A 20,154-nucleotide genomic window follows, 5' to 3' on the forward strand; every position below is an offset into this window, starting at 1 on the left:
ATACGGGGCAATAGGTTAGCTCTGTTTCGTGCCGCTTGCAGAGGATGCGGCGTTGTGGGCTGGGAGCCACATAAGAGCCTGGAGAAAGCAAGCCGGGTCGCGTTGTAGCGATGGAGATTGCCAAGGGCTGGCAGGCTTGTTTATTCATCTTAGCCCATTCCCTCGCAGCCCATCCAGAACGAAGAACGCGCAGCGTTGGGCTGCGCGTTCGAGGGATGGTCAGTCTGGTTCCAGTGCATCTTCAGCTTGGCTTCGGTGGCACGGCCTTGCTGGCGTTTCCTTTCTTGAACCCTCGATCTCCAGCCATGAACGCCTCCAGCATGTGCGGAATCAGCGTCATGGCATCGACCGCTTCGCCATACGCCTGCGCGTGCAGCGCGGCGTAACGGTCGAGGTCGGCTTTCAGGCTGCTCGATGTGCAGTTTTTCCGCAGCGCGGGCGAAGTGAAGTTCTTCTGCAACTGCAAGAAAACAACGAAGGTGGCGAAGCTCCATGCACATTCCTCCATCTCATGCCCCCTCATTCGGTAATCGTCAATAGGCGACCTGCAATCGGAAATTCACACGAGTTCCGTCTGCACCTGCAACGTTTTTCTCCAAGGGACGGCCAACCGACATATCCAACGAGAGAGCCTGCGCTAAGCGCAGCGAAGCGCCGAACCCAATGCTACTCAGGTGAATGGATTCGGCATCCAGTCCAACCGTCCGCAGCCATCCCAGGTCGTAAAACACATATGTGTCCAAGCTCACATCGTTCAGACCACCCAGTGGGAGTGGCGGCAGGTGCAGTTCGTTGCGCAACACGACGCCCTTGTCCCCAAACGCCTGGGACTCGGGGTAACCACGCACGGCATAGGTGCCACTGCCTGCAATCTGCTCGCTACCCAAGAGCGGCGCATTGCTGTATTGCGCATTGCCTCGGACATCCCACCTGAAACCAGCCGGCAGTCGCTGGGAGTGCTCTGCATCCAATTTGAAATAGGCGTACCGGGCCTTTGCGCCGAAACGCGATCCGTCGAACGCTTCGTCGGTGTTGTATTTCGACAGGCCACCGGGGCTCAATACCAACTGGGGCGAAATGAAGCTGCTGCTGTTGGCGCCTTCCCGGTTCAGGGAGTACCCCAACGTCAGTTGCGCCACATCCGTTTTGTTGTCCATGACGGGTATGGTTGCGAATTCCAGGTTGTTGTTCGAGTACTTGAAATCCAGACCGACGTAAAAATCCTGTCTGAGTACCGTTTGGTCCATCGGGAGCGTGGGCAGCGGAACGTGATACTGGGCGCCAACCTGCCAGCTCTCTCCTTTCTGATCGAACGTCGGCCCCAAGTCCGGCGTCGTCTCGGACCACGCGCCTGACAAGGCGATCCAGTGGCGCCACGGCAAGTCAGCCAGGTAGCTACCGGAATGCGTGATGCTGTGCTTCCGGGAAGGATCGGCGCGGTATTGGTAAGACAGTTGATCGCCACGACCGAACGCATTGCCCCAGTTGAAGCCCGCGAAAATTCGCTGCTCATCGGTGTTTTCCGTGCCGGTGTTGTCCAGGCCCGCAAACACGCGGACAGGACGGCGCTCGCGTACCCGAAGTGCCAGCAGGGTGGTGTCTGGCGTGCTCCCTGGCGCGGCGGCCAAGGTCGCATTGCGGAATGGGTTGCGATTGATCCAGTCGATGTCTTCCTGCAACCGTGCCGCGTCCGGTTCGACACCCGGTTGCTGGCGTATCCATTTCAGATAGGACTCGTCACTGAAATGCTCCGCGCCGGTCACCTGCATCGGGCCTTCCATCAGGGCCGGGACGACGGCGATACGCACCACGCCATCGGTCAGATCCTGCGGTGGAACCCACACCGAGACGAACACCCGGCCCTGCTCGCGCAGCAAGCGGGTAAGGTCATTGGCCAGACGCTGCAAGGACGCCAACGAGGCCGGCTGGCCGATGCTCGCTTGCAGATGCGCGGCGATGATCTGCGGCTGTGTCAGCGGCACGGCGGACACGTCCACCCCCGTGGCCAGACGTTGCAGCGACGCCTCGCTGGTATCCGGCACCAGCACGATGCCCCTGAGCGCAGCCAGCAGCGGCGTTTCGTCGGCGGGCAGCACGGACGGCGCCTGTGGCGCGGGCAGCGGCGCGCTCGGTGCCAGCGGTGGTACTTCGGGCGGCGCGGCGTGGCGCAGTTCGTCGGCGTGGGCGGTGGCAGCCAGCAAGGTGAGGGAAGATGCCAGGGACAGTGCGCGCAGCATGCGCGGTGGGTTGCCGCGTGTCATTGTGCGCTCCCCAGGCTGGCCGTAGCCATGGCGCTGATGGCGGTCATCAGTTGCATCACATGATCCTTGTTGTTCAGGTTCAGCCCCGACAGCGAGTCCACGGCCTGGTTGTTTTCCTTGTAGGCGACATAGCGGTCGTAGTTGTTGGTGGACTCGGCAATGAGTATGGCTTCCGCCGTGCCAATGGCGGCGGCGATCACCGCGACTATCGCCGGTGCCGCCACCCCGGCGGCACCCGCCGCGCCAGCGGTATAGGTCGCACCGGAGCTACTGACCACGAGATTGATGGCCGTGAGCATGCTCTGCCCCCCTAGGCCCACAATCGGCATGGATGCGGCGACCAGTGTGACCCCTGCGATAGCGGCACCACCTACGACAGCCGCGGCGGCCCCCCCAGCGATAATGGCGGCCTGCTTCATCTGGTCTCCACCGACTTCGACGCTGGCCTCGCCGATGATGTCGCGGATTTTCGGTGCCGAGTACACGTTGTGCAGGCCACGGGCCTTGCTCGCCTCCAGGATGCCCTCATAGGCCGCATCCGCTTGGCTGATGACGTCATAGCGTTGTTGGTTGATCAGTCGTACCAACGCGTTTTCCGTATCCGGTGTCAACGTGCCCTCCACTGCATCACGCATCAGCTTGCTGGTGATCAGCGGCATCAGTGCCTTGACGGTGTCCGCATCGCCCTGCGCCAGTTTCTGGCGCAGGCCGTCCATGCTGGGGAAGGCGTTGAGCTGCTTGCGCCAGACGATGATGTCGGCCTCTGCCTTGGCCACCAGGCTGTCGTAGTTGGCCGGGCGCGGCTGGGTTCTGGCCAGGTCGGCCAGCCATTGCTCGGTTTCGGCGATAGTCTGGATGTACCACTGGTTGCCGTTCTCATTGTTCATCGCCGTGTTCAGGTAGATGCGCACATCGTCGGACATGGCATCGACCAGCTTCTTGGCGGCATCGGCATCCGGCCCGCTCTTGCCAGCCCGCTCGAACAGCGACTGAATTTCGTCGATCAGCGTGCGGTTGTCGGGAAAAACGTCGTCGATCAGATGCCCCATGGCGGGGATTTCATAGCTCGGCGGCTGGGCTAGGTTGATCTGACTACCGGAGCGATCCACCGTCACGATGGGTTCCGGCTCCGGCGGCTGCCAGTCGCGGTTGATCTGGTCGTTGCTGTCATGGCCGACGCGCACCTGCGCCACGCCGGGTTTGGACGTCACGTCGTAGTACCGGAACACCTCGTCCAGACTGCTGCCCGGCGCCGGCTCGATAAAGGGCATGCCGACATAGCTGAACAGATCACCGCCGCGCGTGCCGTCGGAACTGGCCAGAATGCTGAATTGCGGGCCACCGGGCAGCAAGGTGGTGGCGTAGCTGTGGTAGGCGCGGCCATTGCTGTCATAGCGGGTGATCAGGACGGGTTCCAGCCTGCCGGGGTTGATCTCCCTGATCTGCGCCGCCGAGCTGACCAGGTAATCGCCGACGATGGTGATCGGCCGGCGCAGCACCTGCACCATCGGCGCGCCGTCGAGTACTGCGTAGTAGTTGTTGCCCAGCGCGCTGTTGGCCAGGGTGATAGCGTAGAGGCCCGGTGGCGCGGAGCTGTGGCTGGCCAATGAGGTCAGTTGGGCCTTGCCCTGGCTGTTGACCGTTGCCGCATCGTCCCAGGGCATCAGCCAGCCGGTGATGTCGTAATCGAGCGGCGGCAAGCCATCGCCCCAGATGATGGTCTGCGGTTTGGCACGGATTTGCGCCAGCGCGCGGTTGATGGTCAGGATGCCGGGGGCGAAGGTCACGGCGTAGTTGGCCAGGTTGTCGAAGCGGTTGTCGCCATAGGGGTTGAGGGTCGGTGTGATAGCGTAATCGCCGGCATCGCTGCGCTGGCTGGCGCTGGTCTCACCCACCCAGAAGCTGGCGGCCTGCCCGGCATCCCAGGCGGTGGCGCCGCTGACGGATACGCCCAGCACCGGGTTGTTCAACTCGCCATAGGTGCGGCTGGCATTGTTGACGGTCACCAGCAGCGGGCGCGGCGCCACCGTCAGTACCCCGGCGTAGAAGGTTGGCAGGTAGTTCTGGAAGGTCGTGGTGCCACCGGCCGAGATGACGTAGTCGCCCACTGGCGTGTATTGATTGGTGTTGCTCACCGGACTAAGCCCCGGCAGCGTGGTTTCACCATTTTTCAGGCCGTTGTAGGTGGCGCTGAAGTGCGGGTCGGCATCGCCGTAATAGCGCCTGGCGGCATTCAGCCAGACCTCCAGCGGCGCCTTGTTCACCGTGAGCAGGCCGCTGCCGGCTACGAACTCATAATTGGTGGCGCTGCCCGTGGGCACGATGGCATAGGCGCCGACGTTGCTGGTGGCCGTGGCGCTGCTGGTGAGCAGCAGGTCCGGCAGGATCGACTCCAGGGTGTCGCCGTTCCGCCAGCCGGTGGCCGAGGCCAGACTGAACGCTGGGTTGGCGTCGCCATACAGGCGGCTGGCGTTGTGCGCATGGATAACCAGTGGCGCCTTGGTGATGCTGAGTTCGCCCAGGCTACCGATGCTGAGCTGGTAGTTGGGGTTGCTCAGGTTGCCGCCGAGGTTGACCGCGTAGCTGCCCACCGAGGCCGCCGAGTTGGCCAGCGTGGTGAAGCTGGCGCCGGGGAAGGCGCTGGCGACGGTGTCGCCATTGTAGGTGCCGCTGAGGGTGGCGAAGTTGTGGAAGTTCGGCAACGCCGAGCCGTAGACCATGGAGGTGGCGCCCAGGCTCAGGGTGACGGGGGTTTGCTGGATGGTCAGCGTGCCGGGGGTGAAGCTCAGGCTGTAGTTGGGGTTGAGGTCGTGCGCGTTGCGACTGGCGCTGATGGCGTAGCCGCCGACGCCCGATGCGCGCGTGGCGCTGCTGACCAGGTTCCAACCGACCAGCGCGCTGGCCAGGCTGTCACCGTTCTTCAGGCCGCTGGCCGTGGCGCTGAACGCGGGGTTGAAGTCGCCGTAGAAGCGGCTGGCGTTGTTGATGTTCACCTGCACCGGCGCGGCGTTGACCGTCAGCGTGCCGCCGACGAACTGGAAGCCGTAGCTGGCCGAGGCCAGCGTGCCCTGGCTGATGTTGATGGCGTACTGGCCGACGCCCGATTGCATCGTCGCCGTGGTGTACAGCAGCGGCGCGCCGGTGACGACGTTGCCCAGCAGGTCGCCATTCTGCAGGCCGCTGACGCTGTAGCTCAGGCCGGGGTTGGCGTTGCCGTAGAAGCGCGACAGGTTGTCGGCGCGGTAGGTCAGCTCCTGAATCGACGGCGAGAAGGCTGCGCGGTAGAGAAAGCGGCTGGTGTCGTCGTTGTAGTCCTCCGGCGGGTTGCCGACGAAGGTGCGACTGAACTCCTCGGTGCCGCTCAGGCCACCCTTGCTGGTGCCGGCCTGGCTGCCGGTGTAGATCAAAAAGCGCGAAGTGCCGCTCAGAACCAGGGCATTGGCACCGGCCTGGTTGATGAAATTGCCGCCGGTGCTGGCCAGCACGATCTCGCCCCGGTCGGAGGCCAGTTGGCTGCCCGCCTCCAGGGTAAGGTCGCCGGGGGTGACGATCTGCATGCCGAACACGGCGGACGATTGCACATTCAGGCTGAGGTCGCTGCCGTGGTTGGTGATGCCGACCCAGCCCATGGGGCCGTTGCCGATGGTGTTGAAGGCGGCAATGTTGTAGGTGCCGCTGCCGGTTTCCAGGCCGCTGGAGGCGTGGGTCAGATCCAGTTCCAGGGTGTTGACGCTCAGGTTGCCGTCGATGTCGAAGCTGTCGGTGTAGGGCTCGGGGTCGGGGCTGTAGCCTGCCGGGGCGGCGGCGTTGCTGGCGCCGTAGCGCAGGCGATCCACCCAGATGGTCTTGCCGCTCTGGAGCCAGGCACCACCGTTGACATCATCCAGCCCGCTTTCGTCCGGCGCTCTTGCGGCGCGGCCGACCTGCATGTCCAGCGCACCTTGCACGGCGGTGATGTTGGCGTCGATGTTGATCATGTTGCCCGCTTGCAGGGTCAGCGTGTGGGCGCTGTTCCAGGCGATGTCACTGTTGACGTTGATATCGCCGCTGCCGCTGGCCGGGTCGAAGCTGGCGGTGCTGATGAGGTAGTTGGCGCTGGCCAGTCCGGCCTCGACGCCGGCGGCGGCGATCTGGTTGGCGCCGGTCACATTGTCGACGATTTCCATCTCGTCCGGGTCGAGCAGCACGGTGCCGGTCTTGCCTTTTGCAGCGGAGAGGTCGATGGGGGCATCGGGGCGAAAGTCCAGGCTGCGCTTGCCGGATACTTCGACGAAGCCACCGTCGCCGCCCTGCTCGCCGCCGCGCGCGGCGATGCGCCCGGCAAAGCTGGTGCTGTCGTCGGCCCAGACGATAACGCGGCCACCATCGCCCTTGGCCGCCGTGGCGCTGGCCTTCATGCGCGCATTGGCGGTGACCTCGGTATGGCTGGCGTTGGCGACAGCGGCGTTCTTGCCTTGAAAATCTCCACCGACCAAAATCTCACCGCCGGAACCGTTCGCGTTGTGCGCGCTCAACACACCATCCTGGCGGACAGTGCCGCCATCAGCGGTCAACACGATGCGACCGTTCTTGTTGCTGACGCCGCTGGCGCGGATGACGCCAGCCTGATTGATGGCCAAGTTGTACAGGTTGCCATCGGCGGTCTGCAAACGTGCCTGAGCCGCTTCGATCAGGCCGACATTGGTCACTCCTGTGTCCGCAGTTGCACTGCCTTCCCCCAGACTGACCAGCAGGCCGGGCGAGTCGGGTGAGGCGAGGAAGACTTCCTGTCCGGCTAGCAGTTCGACCGCCCCTTGCGAGGCCTGTATCGTTCCCGTGTTGCGCACGCTGTGGGCGACCAGGGCGACGTTGCCAGAGTTAGCCTGAATGTTGCCGAGGTTGACGATGCCGGCACGGCTATCACCAAAGAAACGCAGGCCGCCGCCCGCCATGAATTCGTCGTCGCGGACGTCCAGCGTGGTCGCCATGAAACCCGCCGCGTTGATTACGCCTTCGCTGCCAACGATGACGCCGTTGCGATTGACCAGATACAGGGAACCGGTCGCCGTAAGACTGCCGTTGATGGACGATGGCAGATTTCCCGTGACCCGGTTCAACGTGGCGCCGTCCGCGTTGTTGAAATGAATACTGGCGCCTTTGCCTAAGGAGAAGTCATTCCAATTGAGAACGGCATTCCTGGAGGTCTGGTTCACCTGCATATGGGAACCAGACTGCGAGATCGCTGCCTGCCCGCGAATGACATTGCCGCCGCTGGGCAATGCATTGCCGCCGAAGGCAATCGCGGGCGCCAAGATCAGACCTGCGGCAAGCACCGTACTGGAACTGCGTTTGCCATTGCTACGGGCGATTTCGGAAACAACTACCCAAGTATTTGTGACATGATTCCAGATCAGTCGATAAGCTTGATTCATACACCGCACGCCTCAAGACCTCGGACGGTGCCAAGCTGCCGAATCACGCGGGACTTACCCGCCGAACCCTATGCAAACGACCGAGCAATGTTGTGGTTAAATAAAGAGGAGCCTTAAGCCATGACGAAGGACTCGTGAAGAACTGTAACAACACCGTTGCCGGGATGCATATCCTCTAATGAGTAGGGGTGGGCGCGTCAGGTCTTAGAAAAACAAAGAAGAAAGATAACGAGATGAGTGAAGTCGCCGTAGAAGTACAAGACGAAATACATCGCCTATGGGATGAAATTACCGACTTCGAAGTTAGCCAAACCGACTCAGCACGACAACATCTGCAAGACCGACTGTGTCAGATGGTCGGCGCCTGGAACTCGACATGGGGCGGCGCGCTGCGCTTCGACACTGATCCGGTTTGCGACGATCTGCTGCAAGGTTGGCGAGTAGCCGTGACGCAAGTGCTGCACCCATTCGAAGCGCAAGCAGAGAATGGGCCGTTCAAGGAACTCCAAGACCGCTGGAACAACCGAGATATGGATCCTTCGTTCTTGCTGCCCATGCGCAATATCGGCAAGTTCAGAACCTACGGACATCGGCGTGACATGCCAGCGGAGTGGTTTGACGGTCCGGTTTTTCATCATTACAGCAGCCGCTTCGGAACGATGGATTCGGTTTGGGTAGGTTTCCCACTCAATCACGATGCCGAATCTCATTTCGGCTTTTATTCGCGAGGCATTTTCACGGAACAGGATATTGCGCTGCTCGCCTATGCCTTGCGCGGGATCAAATGGTTTCATCGGCAATTGATGCTGACCAGCGGCCCGCTGATTGCCAAGGCTCCATTGACGCCGACCGAGCGCAAAGTGCTGCGCTTGCTGCTTACCAAGGCGTCGGAGAAGGTGATCGCCGACCAGCTTGGCTTGGCTGCTTCCACGACCCATCAGCATATCGTGTCGCTATTTCGAAAGTTTTCTGTGCGTAGTCGTGCCGAGTTGATGAGTTTGTGGTTGAGCCACCCGTTCTAATCAGTCACCGCCCCGTCGCACGTCCAATGCGCCATTCCGCTGACAAGCCATGCGCAGTCGCAGCTATCTGCTGTCCCAGCTTGTTCTCGATCACCGGCTTCCACGGCACCAGACTAAAACCCATGCCGTCATCAAGCAACGCGTAGCGTCCACTGGCGAGCTTGTAGGCCAGCTTCTTCATCAGCGCGGCCACGTCCGGGCGCTTCACGTCCTGCACCTTCATCCGGCCCATGATCGGGACGATGCAACGATCAATGACGCCCTGATAGCCGCGCTGCGTGCTGGGCTTGTTGCGCTGTTTGGAGTAGTCCTCCATAAAGGTGTGGCAGAACTCCCTCATGGTCGGCGCCTTGCGGGCAGCGTCCTTGGCCGCGCTGGGGTCGCCACCCTTGCGCACCTCGGCCAGCCACTCCTGCGCCACGTGCGCGCCTGATCGACCGTCAGTTCCCCGTATTGGCCCAAGGCGGGCTTGCGACGCTCACCGGCGTTGGTGCGGTACTGGAGCATGAACACCTTGCGGCCGGGGTGATCTTGCACAGGAAGCCGGGCACCACGGTATCCCGCAGTTCGACGGCCTTGGCCTGGGGGGGGCCGCATCGACTGCGGACTTGGTGAGCTTGATCTTCGCCATGATAACTCCTCGGAAAGCCCGGTTTCCAAGAGCCGCATGGGAGCCACGCGAGGGGAAGCCGGGTCAAGCTTCGGAAAGCACCGGCATATGTTGAACTCCGCTAAGTGATTGATAAACCTGATGTACAGAGCCTTAGCGTAGTCCAGCGAATTGCGGTACTGGAGTCATCGTGAAACAAAAAAGGCGGCGATATCGGTGAGTGCCTTTGCACTTTCCGCAGCGCTCGCGTGTTCCTACGAGAGTAACAGTTCTCATTACTGCTATTTCTCATGGAATCGTGATGCCCGGAAAATACCCACCCCATAAACCTTCGTTCCGCTCGGGCCGGCGCAATGCCCGCAGGTTTCGGTCGTTTCCCCTGAACGCAACCCTGCTGTGCATCGTGGCGGCCTTCCTGCCGGATACGCCTGTCCACGCCCAAGCCCTGCCAGCCGGGGCGGGGGACATCCAGCAGCATGGCGCGCGCGCCTACGACATTCCTTCGGGGCCGCTCGCCCAGGTGCTGACCCGTTTCGCGCAGGAAGCCGGAGCGCTCCTGTCGTTCGACGCGGGGCAGCTGCAGGGGCTGCGCTCGGCCGGCGTGCAGGGCGTTCATTCCGTGGATGAGGGCTTCCGCCAGATACTGGCCGGCAGCGGGCTGGAGGCGATCGCCACGGCGGCCGGCCGCTACGTGCTGCGCCCGGCCCTGCCGGACATCTCGGCGGAAGGCGGCCGCGATGCCGTCGAACTGAAGAACGTCCTGGTGACCGGCCGCCGCACCCGCGACGAGGCCGGCCACGACGCCGTCTATGAAAAGGACATCTCCAATGCCTATGTCGATCGCCAGTACATGGAACGCTATCGTGGCGTCTCGGTGGGAGACGTGTTCGCCGGCGTCAATGGTGTGTACAACAGCGACAACCGCAACGGTGCCGCCCTGTACCCCAACATCCGCGGGCTGTCCGGCAACGGGCGCATTCCGGTCACCGTAGACGGCACCGTGCAGTCCATCGACGTATGGATGGGGCGGCAGGGCATCAACAACCGCAACTACGTCGATCCCAACCTGTTCCGCAGCATCGAGGTGGAAAAAGGCCCGTCGATGACGCGCGGGCTGAAGAGCGGCATCGGCGGCGCGGTCAACATCCGCACCATCGACGCCGACGACATCGTCGAGAACGGCCGCAACTGGGGGCTGGAACTCAAACTGGGCACCGCCAGCAATTCGATCAAGGACTCCACCGACGCGCACGCCCTGGCCGGCAAGGATTACCGCAACATTCCCGGTGCCATCACCGCTGCGCCGATCGGAACTCCAGGGCTGGCCTTTCTCGAACCGCAGATTGAATCGCGCAAGAGGAGTGATACCCGCCTGTTCAACCTGGACGACCGCAAGCTGTTCCTCGCCGGTGCCTACAAGCACGAGGTCTTCGACGTGCTGGCGGCCTACACCAACAGCCGGCGCGGCAACTACTTCGCCGGCAAGAAGGGCGCCAGCGACTATCTGCAGAACGAACGCACCAATCCCGCCATCCTCGGCAGCACCAAGGGCATGTACCCCAACATCGCCCGCCTGTTCACGCCCGGCTGGGAGGTGCCCTATACCAGCACCGATCTGGAAAGCCTGCTGCTGAAGGCCAACTGGAACCTGCCCGACGGCCAGAAGCTCAGCTTCAGCTATACCCGCAACGACCTGGCCTTCAGCGAACTTCCCTCATCCATCACGGCGGATTACGTCTACCGGCTGGATTCGGATGCACACCTCGATCTGGGGAAGCGGAACAGCCGCTATCCCTTCCCGGCCACCACGGTTGACCAGGATATCTACCGGCTGGGCTACCAATGGAAGCCGGCCGATTCCCGCTGGATCGACCTCGATGTCGGGCTGTGGCAGACCGACAGCAAGAGCCGGCGCTATCAGAACGGTGACTACACCTACCAGATGAAGGACTGGGACCTGGCCTGGGACAACTGGGTCCGGTGCAACTACGCCGGAGCAACCTTGTGCACCAACCCGGCGCTGATCGGTACTCCGGAGCCGGCCAAGGGGCCGAATACCGACGACCGGTACACGGTGTTCATCGGCAACGAAATCCAGACCCGCTCGACCCGCAGCGGGGTGGACCTCAGCAACCGCTTCCGTTTCTCCGACCACCTGGCGCTGACCGCCACCGCCGACTGGCAACACGAACGGCAGAAGGACCACACGCCGGTGGAAACCTCGGTCATGGGCATGGGGGTCTCACCCTCGAAATTCGGCCCCGCTTCAGGACGGCGGCAGGAATACGGCGCCGGCGCCCTCGTCGAATGGCGGGCCACCGACCGGCTGCAACTGAGCGCCGGCACGCGCTACGGCGCCTACTGGGCCTACGACGACGAACTGGACAAGCGCCGCGCCGAGCGCGACGAGCTGTGGAAGAGCACCGTGGTGAATACGCACCAGCAACTGCAATACCGTCGCCTGGTGAGCGATGACGAGATGGCGATCATAGCGGGAAACAATGCCTTGGCCGATGCTGCGAGTGCCGCGTTGATGAACTGGCTGATGGCGACAGGGGGACTGGTTCAGGCTGGGCCGGAGTGGGACGCCTTCCAAATCGCCGGCGCCGCCAGTGTTGCCGCGCAGCAGGCGTTCAACGACTACAAAACGGCCAACAACATCACCGACAACAATCCCATGGTGGACAGCAGCACCGGCCTGCACTGGTGGAACACCTACGCCGCCGTACCGCTGCAGGACGGCAAGCCGGACAGCGGGCAGAACCCCTTCCACAACGGCACCCTCGACATCGACGAAACGGTGGACAACCCGCAGGGAGTTGCCGGCACCTACCAGAAGTATCAGCCGAACAGTCACGTTTTCGGCGGCGACTTCATCGGCCGGGCCTCCGCCGACCCGTGGAAGCGCCCGGAAACGCAGCGCGCGCACGCCTGGTCGCACATGCTGGCGGCCTCCTATCTGCTGGGCGAGCGTGCCAGGGTGTATGCGCGCTACGCCAGCATGCCGCGCTTCCCGAGCATCCTGGAGATCGCCAACCGGATCAGTGTCGTCGGCGGGGAGTTCCTTTATGACTCGCCGAAGCCCGAGCGCAACGATGCCTGGGAGGTCGGCTACACCTACGACCTGAGCGGCCTGCTGCCCGCACTGCGGCGCGCGGACGTCAAGCTGAGCTACTTCCACAACACCATCCGCGATTTCTACGACCGCACCACCGACATGGCGATGGTCCAGTTCGACCGCAAGGTCATGAGCGGCGTCGAACTGCAGAGCCGCTTCGACACCGGGCGCTTCTACGGCGGCCTGGGCGCCACCTGGCGGGAGCGCCAGGAGATGTGCGACAAGGACTACGCGGTGTTCCTCGACCCGTACTACAGCCGCCTGCCGGAATGCATGGAAGGCGGCTTCCCCGGCACCCTGTCGTTCGCCAGCATGCAGCCCAGGTACTCGATCAACCTGGACCTGGGCGCGCGCCTGCTGGAGCGCAGGCTCGATCTGGGCGTGCGCCTGCGCTACCACAGCAGCACCGAGAACAAGAAGCTCGGACGCCTGCTGCGGCGCTACAACGGCGAAGGCGCGACCTACCCGCTGAACATCACCACCGGCACCATCCGGCCCTATGACTGGCAGCCGGTGAAGCTCATCGACCTGTACGCCGAATACCGCTTCGACCGCCATACCACGCTGCGCCTGTCGGTGGAAAACCTCACCGACCGCTATTACCTCGACCCGCTGAACCGGGTGGCGGTGCCGGGGCCGGGGCGCACGGTGATGCTGGACCTGGGGTTCCGTTTCTGATTTCCGCCTTTTGCTGGTTTTCGTGAAAAACCAGATTTTCGCAGTGCTCAACCTCTCAGGAGAAATGGTATGAAGATGACTGTGATTGCCACCGCCGTGCTGTCCCTCGCCGCCGCCGCGCCGGCCTTCGCGCAGGCGCCCAACGTGCAGGGCGGCTCCTCGAACACGGCCAACGTCCAGGTCGGCCCGTCCGCATTTCCTCCCGGATCTCCGACTGGATTCGCCGGAATCCGCATGCAGCGTTCGGATGGAACTTGGTCGGGTTACGTGAACATCGCCGCCGCGCCGATCAACCAGGTGACCACCTTCGCGACGGCAAATTCGGCGGGACCGTTCTACGCCAATCATCCGGACGGCTACCGCATCGCCCAGGTCTGGTACAACAACCAGAATGCCGTGGCCAACGTCTACAGCCTGCGCCAGGTTACGTATGCGCAGGCCGCGCCGTGGCCGCAGTTCGGCGGGCTGGTGATCGGCCAGTTGAAGGGCAACACGCCGGGCAGCGCGGTGTACTTCGGCGAGTGGTCGCCGACCGTGAGCGGCACGCCCAACCAGGGTGACAGCACCGACCTGAACATGGCGAGCAGCGGCCGCACCGTGTGGTACGTGGGTGACAACGCCGTGACCAGCATGCCTGCGCTGGTCAACGCACAGTACAGCGTGGTGGGTATCCGCCAGACCGGCGTCGGCACCAACCTGCCGTACGCACCCGCGCTCTACACGGGAACCCTGACCGCCAACTATTCCACCAACATCGGCCTCGGCGCGATCACCGGTTCGATCAGCCGCAACGGCGACAGCGTGAACTTCCTGGGCACGCTCATCAGCTCCAACGGTACTTTCGCCAATTTCGGCAACACCATCAGCGGCCGCTTCTACAACAATGCCGCTGCGCTGGCGGGTATCTATACGGGAGGCGGAGCTGGCAACCATATCGCTTTCGGCGGCAGTCGCTCGAATTGAATGCGCCTGAAGTGATGTGACATCTGGAGGCCGGCCCGCCGGCCTCCATTTTATTCATGCCCCCCTTCTCTGTCAGGGGAATGCCGATGCCTTGCCGCTTTTTCGTCGCACTGGCCGTGCTGCTGGCTGCGTCGATGACGTCCGCCGTTCATGCGGACGACGACGACACCCGCTTCCTGCTGGAGCAGGCGCGCCGCGCCGCCGAACGCCGCGCCGCGCCGCCAGACGAGTTGATTGCACCGCCCGGTTCGCTGGTCTATGAAGGGCGCATCTACGAAGTTCAAACGCGCCTGGAGGAGCTGGAGCCGGCCATCTACATCGCCATCAACAGCGGGCAGTGGGACCGTCTGGCCGAACTCGTCGGCCGTTATCGCATGCTGCGCGAGCATCGCCCGGCGCTGGCGGACATGGCCGAGGCGCTGCTGGCCCGCCAGCGCGGCGACCATGCACTGGCGCTGCGCCGCATGCAGGCCGCACATGAGGCCGACCCCGTGGATGTCCGCATCCGCCTGGAACTGGCGCGCCTGCGCTTCGAGGACAACCAGGACGGCGCCGCCCGTGCGGGGTTTGCGAGCGTGGTGGCCGGCGGCCTGCCGGAAGCGGTGCAGATGATGACGCAGCAGTACCTGCTGGCGCTGGACGACCGCGCGCGCTGGCACGGCAGCATCGCGTTGGGCATGGGCTACAACGACAACATCAACCAGGCCAACGGCGATTACAGCTGCCTGTTCGAGTGGGGCGGCTACTGCCTGTTCGAGCGCCGCATGCCCGAGCCGATCGGTTCCGACATGGTGCACTACGAACTGGCGCTGGGCCGCCGCATCCACCTGGGCGGCAATCACAACCTGCAGATTCGCCCGATGGCCTACGGCAGCCATTACCGCCGCAACGACGGGGCGGACGACGCCCCGATCAAGGATTACAGCAGCAACACCACCCTGCTGTACCTGGGCTACAACTGGCTGGATGCGCGCAACAGCATCAGTGCCACGCCCTATGTGGAGCACTACTACCGCAACGGGCATTCCCAGTACCTGGCCAATGGGCTGCAGCTGGAATGGCGCCGCATGCTGGGCAGCCGCTGGCAGCTGGGCGGCAGCATGGATGCCAAGCGCTATGACCACACTTCACGGGGTGCGCGCCTCGCCGCCGATTACTGGCAGTACCAGTGGGGTGTTTCCGCCAGCTACATGCCGCAGGCCAGCACCACGCTCTACGGCGGCCTGGATGCCGTCCGCAAGAAATACGAGGTCGAGCAGGCGAGCAGCCGGGAACTGGCGCTGCGCGTCGGGGTGTACCACGTCTTCGACGGTTCGGCCGGAGTGTTCGTCAATGCGATGGGAATTTTCCGCGCCAGCCGCAACGATGCGTTCGATGGCTTCCTGGGCGAGCGCCGCCGCGATCTGCAACAGGTCTACATCGTCAGCGCCGGGGTGAATGCCTGGAAGATCGCCGGGATGGTGCCGGAGCTGCGGGTGCGGCACAGCATCAACCGCAGCAATCTGGACTGGGCCTTCGGCTTCCGGCAGACCGAGGCCAGCTTGATGCTGCGCCATAGTTTCTGAGGGCGGTTCCGTGCCGTTCCGCCGGTCTCCCCGCGACAGTTCTCCATCGACGAACCAATCCTCCAGCTTGGTCCGTGATGCAGCGCCTTGGGGAAGGCTTGGGCGGCAATCGCCCGCAGCAGCGGGGTGATGATGTGGGTACAGTCCGCAACTATTGACTGCTCCAACGATCAACGTTAGCATCTACCCTTCGCTGCCCGCGTCCACTACGATATTTGGCGCGGCAGCCTACACAAAGCCCCGAAAGGGGCTTTATCTTTTTCTACTTAACTCCGAAAGGATATTAATGTATGGATCGCTACGCCATCTTCGTTGACGCTGGCTATTTCTTCGCTGCCGGTGCCCAAGCCACCTTCGGCAATCAGACCCCACGCAAACAAATCGCTTTGAAATCGCCCGCCGCAATGCTGGCCGATCTCTGCGGCAAGGCTTCCCTGGTCGCCGACAGGCTTCCGCTCCTGCGTACCTATTGGTATGACGCCATGCCGGGTCCGCGCCTTTCCCTGGAGCAATCTGCGCTGGCCATGCTGACTGGCATCAAGTTACGGCTTGGCGTCCTTAATAGTGTCGGCGAACAGAAAGGCGTCGACTCCCAAATCGTGACCGACCTCATCGACCTTGCCCGGAACCGGGCCATTGCCGATGCGGTCTTGGTGACCGGTGACGAGGATTTGCGCATCGCTGTCCAGGTGGCGCAGTCGTACGGCGTTCGCGTCCACATTCTCGCAGCAGGCGATCCATCGAAAAACGTTAGTTCAACGCTACAGATGGAAGCTGATTCCGTTGCAGTGCTTGATGCGGACTGGTTTGCTGCACATTTTGAGTTGCTGCCTGCAACGGCGCAGGCGTCCATCGCGGCAGCTCCAGTTCCAGCTGCGCCGGCCGGTCAGGTTGCAACGCCGGCCACTGGTACGCCAGCAGCCGACGAGATCGGTACGGCCGCCACCGTCGTTATCGAAGCGATGCTGAAAACCATCGCTCCAGAGCAGTTGGAACAGTTGGTTCAACACTTTTCGACTCAGCAAACCGTTCCTCCCGAATATGATCGGCCCTTGGTTGCGAAAGTGTCGGTCGCCCTTTCCGGCAGGCGCTTCATTGGCGCAGAGATGCGTCATATCCGCGGGTTGTTCGTGCGTGCGGTAAAAGACCATTCCAGCGCTGCCGAGACCACGTAATCCATCCGGGAAGTGGCGGCGCCGCTTCCCGGCTTGCCCGTAGGCAGAGCTGGCACGGTTGCACAATCCTGCGACCATCCGCAAGGTCGATGGCTGGGCGAGCGTCGGCGGGTGGAGTGGCCGTGACCCGTGGAGGCGGCCACTCCCTACCGCGCTGAGCGGTGGAGGCTCAGCGCGTCCACACCTGCCCGCGCCGGTCCTCCACGCGCTTGGCCTTGTGGGTGGCGCGCGGCAGGGTGTCGGGGTCGAGGATGGAGACGTGGGCGCCCACGCCGGTGAGCGCTTTCACCTTGTCCTTCAGGCGTTCGGCCAGTTCGGCGGAGCTGCCGCGGAAGTCGGCGTGGTGTTCGGCTTCGATGGTGAGGCGGTCGAGGTGGTCGACGCGGTCCACCACCAGGCGGTATTCGCCGCTGAAGTCGTGGTCCTTGCGCACGATGGCTTCCACGTCGCTGGGGAAGATGTTCACGCCGCGGATGATCAGCATGTCGTCGCGCCGGCCGTGCACGCCGAGCAGGCGCTGGCTGGTGCGCCCGCAGCCGCAGGGCGCGTCGGTGAAGCTGACGATGTCGCCGGTGCGGAAGCGGATCAGCGGGCGGGCGCGCTTCTTTAGCGTGGTCAGCACCATCTCGCCGCGTTCGCCGTAGGGTACGTGCTCGCCGCTGTCGGGGTCGATGACTTCGACCAGGATGTGGTCCTCGGCCCAGTGCAGGCCGTCCTTGTGTTCGCACATGCCGGCGCAGGAGCCGAAGATGTCCGACAGGCCGTAGTAGTCATACACGTCCGCGCCCCACAGGGCCTCGATGCGCGCGCGGGTCTCGGGGATGGAGCCGCCCGGTTCGCCGGCGACGAAGATGCGCTTGACGGCCAGTTCGGTCTTCGGGTCGATGCCTTCCTTCTGCGCGGTCTCGCCCAGGTACCAGGCGTAGGACGGCGTGGTCCAGATGGCGGTGGCCTGGAACTGCTTGAGGATGGCGAGCAGACGTTCCGACGGTACGGTGCCGGCGTGGATGGTCAGCGCGCCGAGCTTCTGCGCACCCAGTACGCAGGGGCCGCCGATGAACAGCGAGAAGTTCAGCGAGTGGGCGTAGCGGTCGTGCGGGCGCAGGCCGGAGGACCAGAACTGGCGCGCCTCGTAGTCGATCCAGTCGTCGAAATCCTGCTGGGTGAACGGCGACACCGTGGGCACGCCGGTGGAGCCGGAGGAGGCGGAGACGTACACCACCTCGCGCTCGGGCACGGCGGCCAGGTCGCCGAGCAGCGGGGCGGCTTCCTGGCGCTCGCGCAGGATCTTCTTGTCGAGGGTGGGGAAGCGGCGCAGGTCGTCCAGGGTTTTCAACTGGTCGGGATGCACCCCGGCGGCGTCGAAGCTGGCGCGGTAGTAGGGCGAGTTGGCGTAGGCGTGGCGCAGGTGTTCCTGCAGCAGGCCGAGTTTGAGGGCGTCCCACTCGGCGCGGGATTGGGTTTCGAGTTTTTCGTCCCAGTATTGACGGTCTTGGCTCATTGCGGCGGCTTTGGTGATCGGCGGGAAAGGGCTAGCCGGTTTATATACGGGCTGGGGTATGTGCGCGGCAAGAATAGATTCGTGCATTGCTTATCTGTTTTTCTGCGCTTCACGCCGGCCACTGGTGCCCGGCGTGCGCTTCGCGCAGTTCGCGCTTGCTGACCTTGCCGGTGCCCGTGTAGGGGATCTTGTCGACTTCGACCAGATCGTCCGGAATCCACCACTTGGCCACCTTGCCTTCGAAATGGGCGCGCATGGCGTCGCGCTCCAGCGTCTCGCCGGGGCGCAGCACCACGGCCATCAGCGGGCGTTCGTTCCACTGCGGGTGGGCCACGGCGATGGCGGCGGCGTCCTGCACGGCGGGGTGGGTGAGCAGGATGTTCTCCAGTTCGATGGAACTGATCCACTCCCCGCCCGACTTGATGACGTCCTTGGCGCGGTCGGTGATGCGCACGTAGCCGGCCGGGTCGATGGTGGCCACGTCACCGGTGCGGAACCAGCCGTCAGCGGTGAAATCCGGCGCCGAATCGCGGTTGAAGTAGTTGCCCACCACCCACGGCGCGCGCACCACCAGTTCGCCGAAGGCCGTACCGTCGTGCGGCAGCTCGCGGCCGTCGTCATCGAGGATGCGGAACACCACGCCGGGCAGCGGGCGGCCCTGCTTGTCGCGCCGCGCGGCGCGGGTTTCGGGGTCCAGGTGCTCGTGGTCGGCCTTGGGCGTGCTGATCAGGCCGATCGGCGCCACCTCGGTCATGCCCCAGCAGTGGCGCAGTTCGATGCCGCGCGCGGCGTAGGCGTCGATCAGCGCGGGCGGGCAGGTCGAGCCGCCCACCGCCAGGCGGCGCAGGCTGTCGATGCGCGTGCCGGTTTCGTTGAGGGTGTCGAGCAGGCGGCTCCACAGCGTGGGCACGCCGTTGGAGAAGGTGACGCGCTCGGCGTTGATCAGTTCGAGCAGCGCCGGGCCGTCCTGCAGCGGGCCGGGCAGCACCAGGCTGGCGCCGACCAGTGCGGCGATGTAGGGCACGCCCCAGCCATTGACGTGGTACATGGGCGTCACCGGCATGACCACGTCGCGCGCGCTCAGCCCGAAGGTGTCGGGCAGGGCGCAGGAATAGACCTGCAGCACCGTGGTGCGATGGCTGTACAGCACGCCCTTGGGATTGCCGGTGGTGCCCGAGGTGTAGCACAGGCCGGCCGGGCTGTTCTCGTCGAGCAGCGGCCAAGCGTAGTCGTCGCCGTGTTCGGCCAGCAGGGTTTCGTAGGCCCGCAGCGGCGCGGGGAAAGCCGCCGGCAGGTGCTCCTCGTCGCTGAGCAGGACGAAATGCTCCACATGCTGGAGCTGCGGCGCCAGGCCGGCCACCAGTTCGCTGAAGCTCAGGTCGAAGCACAGCACGCGGGCGCGCGAGTCGTTGAGAATCCACGCGAGCTGGGCCTCGTACAGGCGCGGGTTGACGGTGTGGCAGACCGCGCCGCTGCCGGAGATAGCGTAGTACAGCTCCAGGTGGCGGTGGGTGTTCCACGCCAGCGTGGCGACGCGGTCGCCCTGGCGCACGCCGAGCGAGCCCAGCGCGTTGGCGAAGCGCCGTGCGCGGCCATGCACCCCGCGCCAGTTGCTGCGCTGGAGCGGGCCGCGCGGATCTTCCACGCGCCGGCTCAGCACCGGCGTGTCGCCGTGCTGGCGGTCGGCATGGGCGATCAGGTTGGAGAGCAGCAGCGGCAGGGGGGCGGGTGCGGACATGCATGGACCTCTATCTTCGAAAGACCGGGCGGTTACGACGAAGTATATAAATCCGGGCGGCCTTCCAAGCGCAGTAAATTTGCATTGATCTGCGCGCATTCTGGATTGCCCG

Annotated in this window: 12 protein-coding genes and 1 pseudogene; 5 read left to right on the plus strand and 8 right to left on the minus strand. The window is 63.9% G+C overall.

The genetic code is table 11. The annotated features are described in order from the left end of the window. Positions 1 to 241 precede the first annotated feature (241 nt). The 4 genes and pseudogenes from E6C76_RS02615 to E6C76_RS02630 form a co-directional block, all read right to left on the minus strand. Complete coding sequence (locus E6C76_RS02615) at positions 242 to 466, minus strand: DUF2274 domain-containing protein (protein ID WP_331000000.1); 225 nt, start codon at positions 464 to 466, stop codon at positions 242 to 244. Next, positions 444 to 500, minus strand: a pseudogene (locus E6C76_RS22600) (hypothetical protein); the annotation flags it as partial. The gene E6C76_RS02615 and the pseudogene E6C76_RS22600, both read right to left, overlap by 23 nt. Positions 501 to 533: 33 nt before the next feature. After that, positions 534 to 2,237 (minus strand): ShlB/FhaC/HecB family hemolysin secretion/activation protein, encoded by a 1,704-nt coding sequence (locus E6C76_RS02625; RefSeq protein WP_168734215.1) that lies wholly within the window; start codon positions 2,235 to 2,237, stop codon positions 534 to 536. 20 nt (positions 2,238 to 2,257) lie between these two features. Next, positions 2,258 to 7,672 carry an MBG domain-containing protein gene (locus E6C76_RS02630; RefSeq protein ID WP_136346699.1) on the minus strand — a complete coding sequence of 1,805 codons (5,415 nt, stop codon included), beginning with the start codon at positions 7,670 to 7,672 and terminating at the stop codon, positions 2,258 to 2,260. 233 nt (positions 7,673 to 7,905) lie between these two features. On the opposite strand from E6C76_RS02630, the gene E6C76_RS02635 reads away from it, so the two are divergent. Further along, on the plus strand, positions 7,906 to 8,694 hold the full coding sequence (locus tag E6C76_RS02635; RefSeq protein WP_136346700.1) for a helix-turn-helix transcriptional regulator: 789 nt from the start codon (positions 7,906 to 7,908) through the stop codon (positions 8,692 to 8,694). 4 nt (positions 8,695 to 8,698) lie between these two features. On the opposite strand, the gene E6C76_RS22665 is transcribed toward E6C76_RS02635, so the two are convergent. Beyond that, positions 8,699 to 9,115, minus strand: coding sequence for a DUF3363 domain-containing protein (locus tag E6C76_RS22665; protein ID WP_456320480.1), 417 nt, complete (start codon positions 9,113 to 9,115; stop codon positions 8,699 to 8,701). Continuing rightward, entirely contained in the window at positions 9,031 to 9,363 is a 333-nt protein-coding gene (locus tag E6C76_RS22735; RefSeq protein WP_330999998.1) for an integrase arm-type DNA-binding domain-containing protein, read from the minus strand. Before E6C76_RS22735 ends, E6C76_RS22665 begins: the two co-directional genes overlap by 85 nt. Before the next feature lie 344 nt (positions 9,364 to 9,707). Here E6C76_RS22735 and E6C76_RS02645 point away from each other — a divergent pair, with 344 nt between their 5' ends. From E6C76_RS02645 to E6C76_RS02660, 4 genes are all read left to right on the plus strand, one after another. Beyond that, positions 9,708 to 13,100 carry a TonB-dependent receptor gene (locus E6C76_RS02645; protein WP_168734216.1) on the plus strand — a complete coding sequence of 1,131 codons (3,393 nt, stop codon included), beginning with the start codon at positions 9,708 to 9,710 and terminating at the stop codon, positions 13,098 to 13,100. Positions 13,101 to 13,169: 69 nt separating this feature from the next. Next, complete coding sequence (locus E6C76_RS02650; RefSeq protein WP_136346702.1) at positions 13,170 to 14,063, plus strand: HupA family protein; 894 nt, start codon at positions 13,170 to 13,172, stop codon at positions 14,061 to 14,063. An 86-nt stretch (positions 14,064 to 14,149) separates the two neighbouring features. After that, positions 14,150 to 15,628: a surface lipoprotein assembly modifier gene (locus tag E6C76_RS02655; protein WP_168734217.1), complete on the plus strand. Its 1,479-nt coding sequence runs from the start codon at positions 14,150 to 14,152 to the stop codon at positions 15,626 to 15,628. Positions 15,629 to 15,918: 290 nt separating this feature from the next. Then, on the plus strand, positions 15,919 to 16,803 hold the full coding sequence (locus E6C76_RS02660) for an NYN domain-containing protein (RefSeq protein ID WP_136346704.1): 885 nt from the start codon (positions 15,919 to 15,921) through the stop codon (positions 16,801 to 16,803). A gap of 169 nt (positions 16,804 to 16,972) precedes the next feature. Here E6C76_RS02660 and E6C76_RS02665 read toward each other — a convergent pair whose 3' ends face one another. Together E6C76_RS02665 and E6C76_RS02670 are read right to left on the minus strand one after the other, a co-directional pair. After that, on the minus strand, positions 16,973 to 18,304 hold the full coding sequence (locus E6C76_RS02665; RefSeq protein WP_168734218.1) for a phenylacetate--CoA ligase family protein: 1,332 nt from the start codon (positions 18,302 to 18,304) through the stop codon (positions 16,973 to 16,975). A 109-nt stretch (positions 18,305 to 18,413) separates the two neighbouring features. Further along, on the minus strand, positions 18,414 to 20,042 hold the full coding sequence (locus E6C76_RS02670; protein ID WP_136346706.1) for a long-chain-fatty-acid--CoA ligase: 1,629 nt from the start codon (positions 20,040 to 20,042) through the stop codon (positions 18,414 to 18,416). Between the last annotated feature and the right edge of the window lie 112 nt (positions 20,043 to 20,154).

The organism is Pseudothauera nasutitermitis (assembly GCF_004801295.1).
Classification (GTDB): domain Bacteria; phylum Pseudomonadota; class Gammaproteobacteria; order Burkholderiales; family Rhodocyclaceae; genus Pseudothauera; species Pseudothauera nasutitermitis.

Coding starts and splice junctions, on each gene's coding strand:
- E6C76_RS02625 (WP_168734215.1), bottom strand. CDS start 2,237: ATGCTGCGCGCACTGTCCCTGGCATCTTCCCTCACCTTGCTGGCTGCC.
- E6C76_RS02665 (WP_168734218.1), bottom strand. CDS start 18,304: ATGAGCCAAGACCGTCAATACTGGGACGAAAAACTCGAAACCCAATCC.
- E6C76_RS02635 (WP_136346700.1), top strand. CDS start 7,906: ATGAGTGAAGTCGCCGTAGAAGTACAAGACGAAATACATCGCCTATGG.
- E6C76_RS02650 (WP_136346702.1), top strand. CDS start 13,170: ATGAAGATGACTGTGATTGCCACCGCCGTGCTGTCCCTCGCCGCCGCC.
- E6C76_RS02670 (WP_136346706.1), bottom strand. CDS start 20,042: ATGTCCGCACCCGCCCCCCTGCCGCTGCTGCTCTCCAACCTGATCGCC.
- E6C76_RS02655 (WP_168734217.1), top strand. CDS start 14,150: ATGCCTTGCCGCTTTTTCGTCGCACTGGCCGTGCTGCTGGCTGCGTCG.
- E6C76_RS02630 (WP_136346699.1), bottom strand. CDS start 7,672: ATGAATCAAGCTTATCGACTGATCTGGAATCATGTCACAAATACTTGG.
- E6C76_RS02660 (WP_136346704.1), top strand. CDS start 15,919: ATGGATCGCTACGCCATCTTCGTTGACGCTGGCTATTTCTTCGCTGCC.
- E6C76_RS22735 (WP_330999998.1), bottom strand. CDS start 9,363: ATGCGGCTCTTGGAAACCGGGCTTTCCGAGGAGTTATCATGGCGAAGA.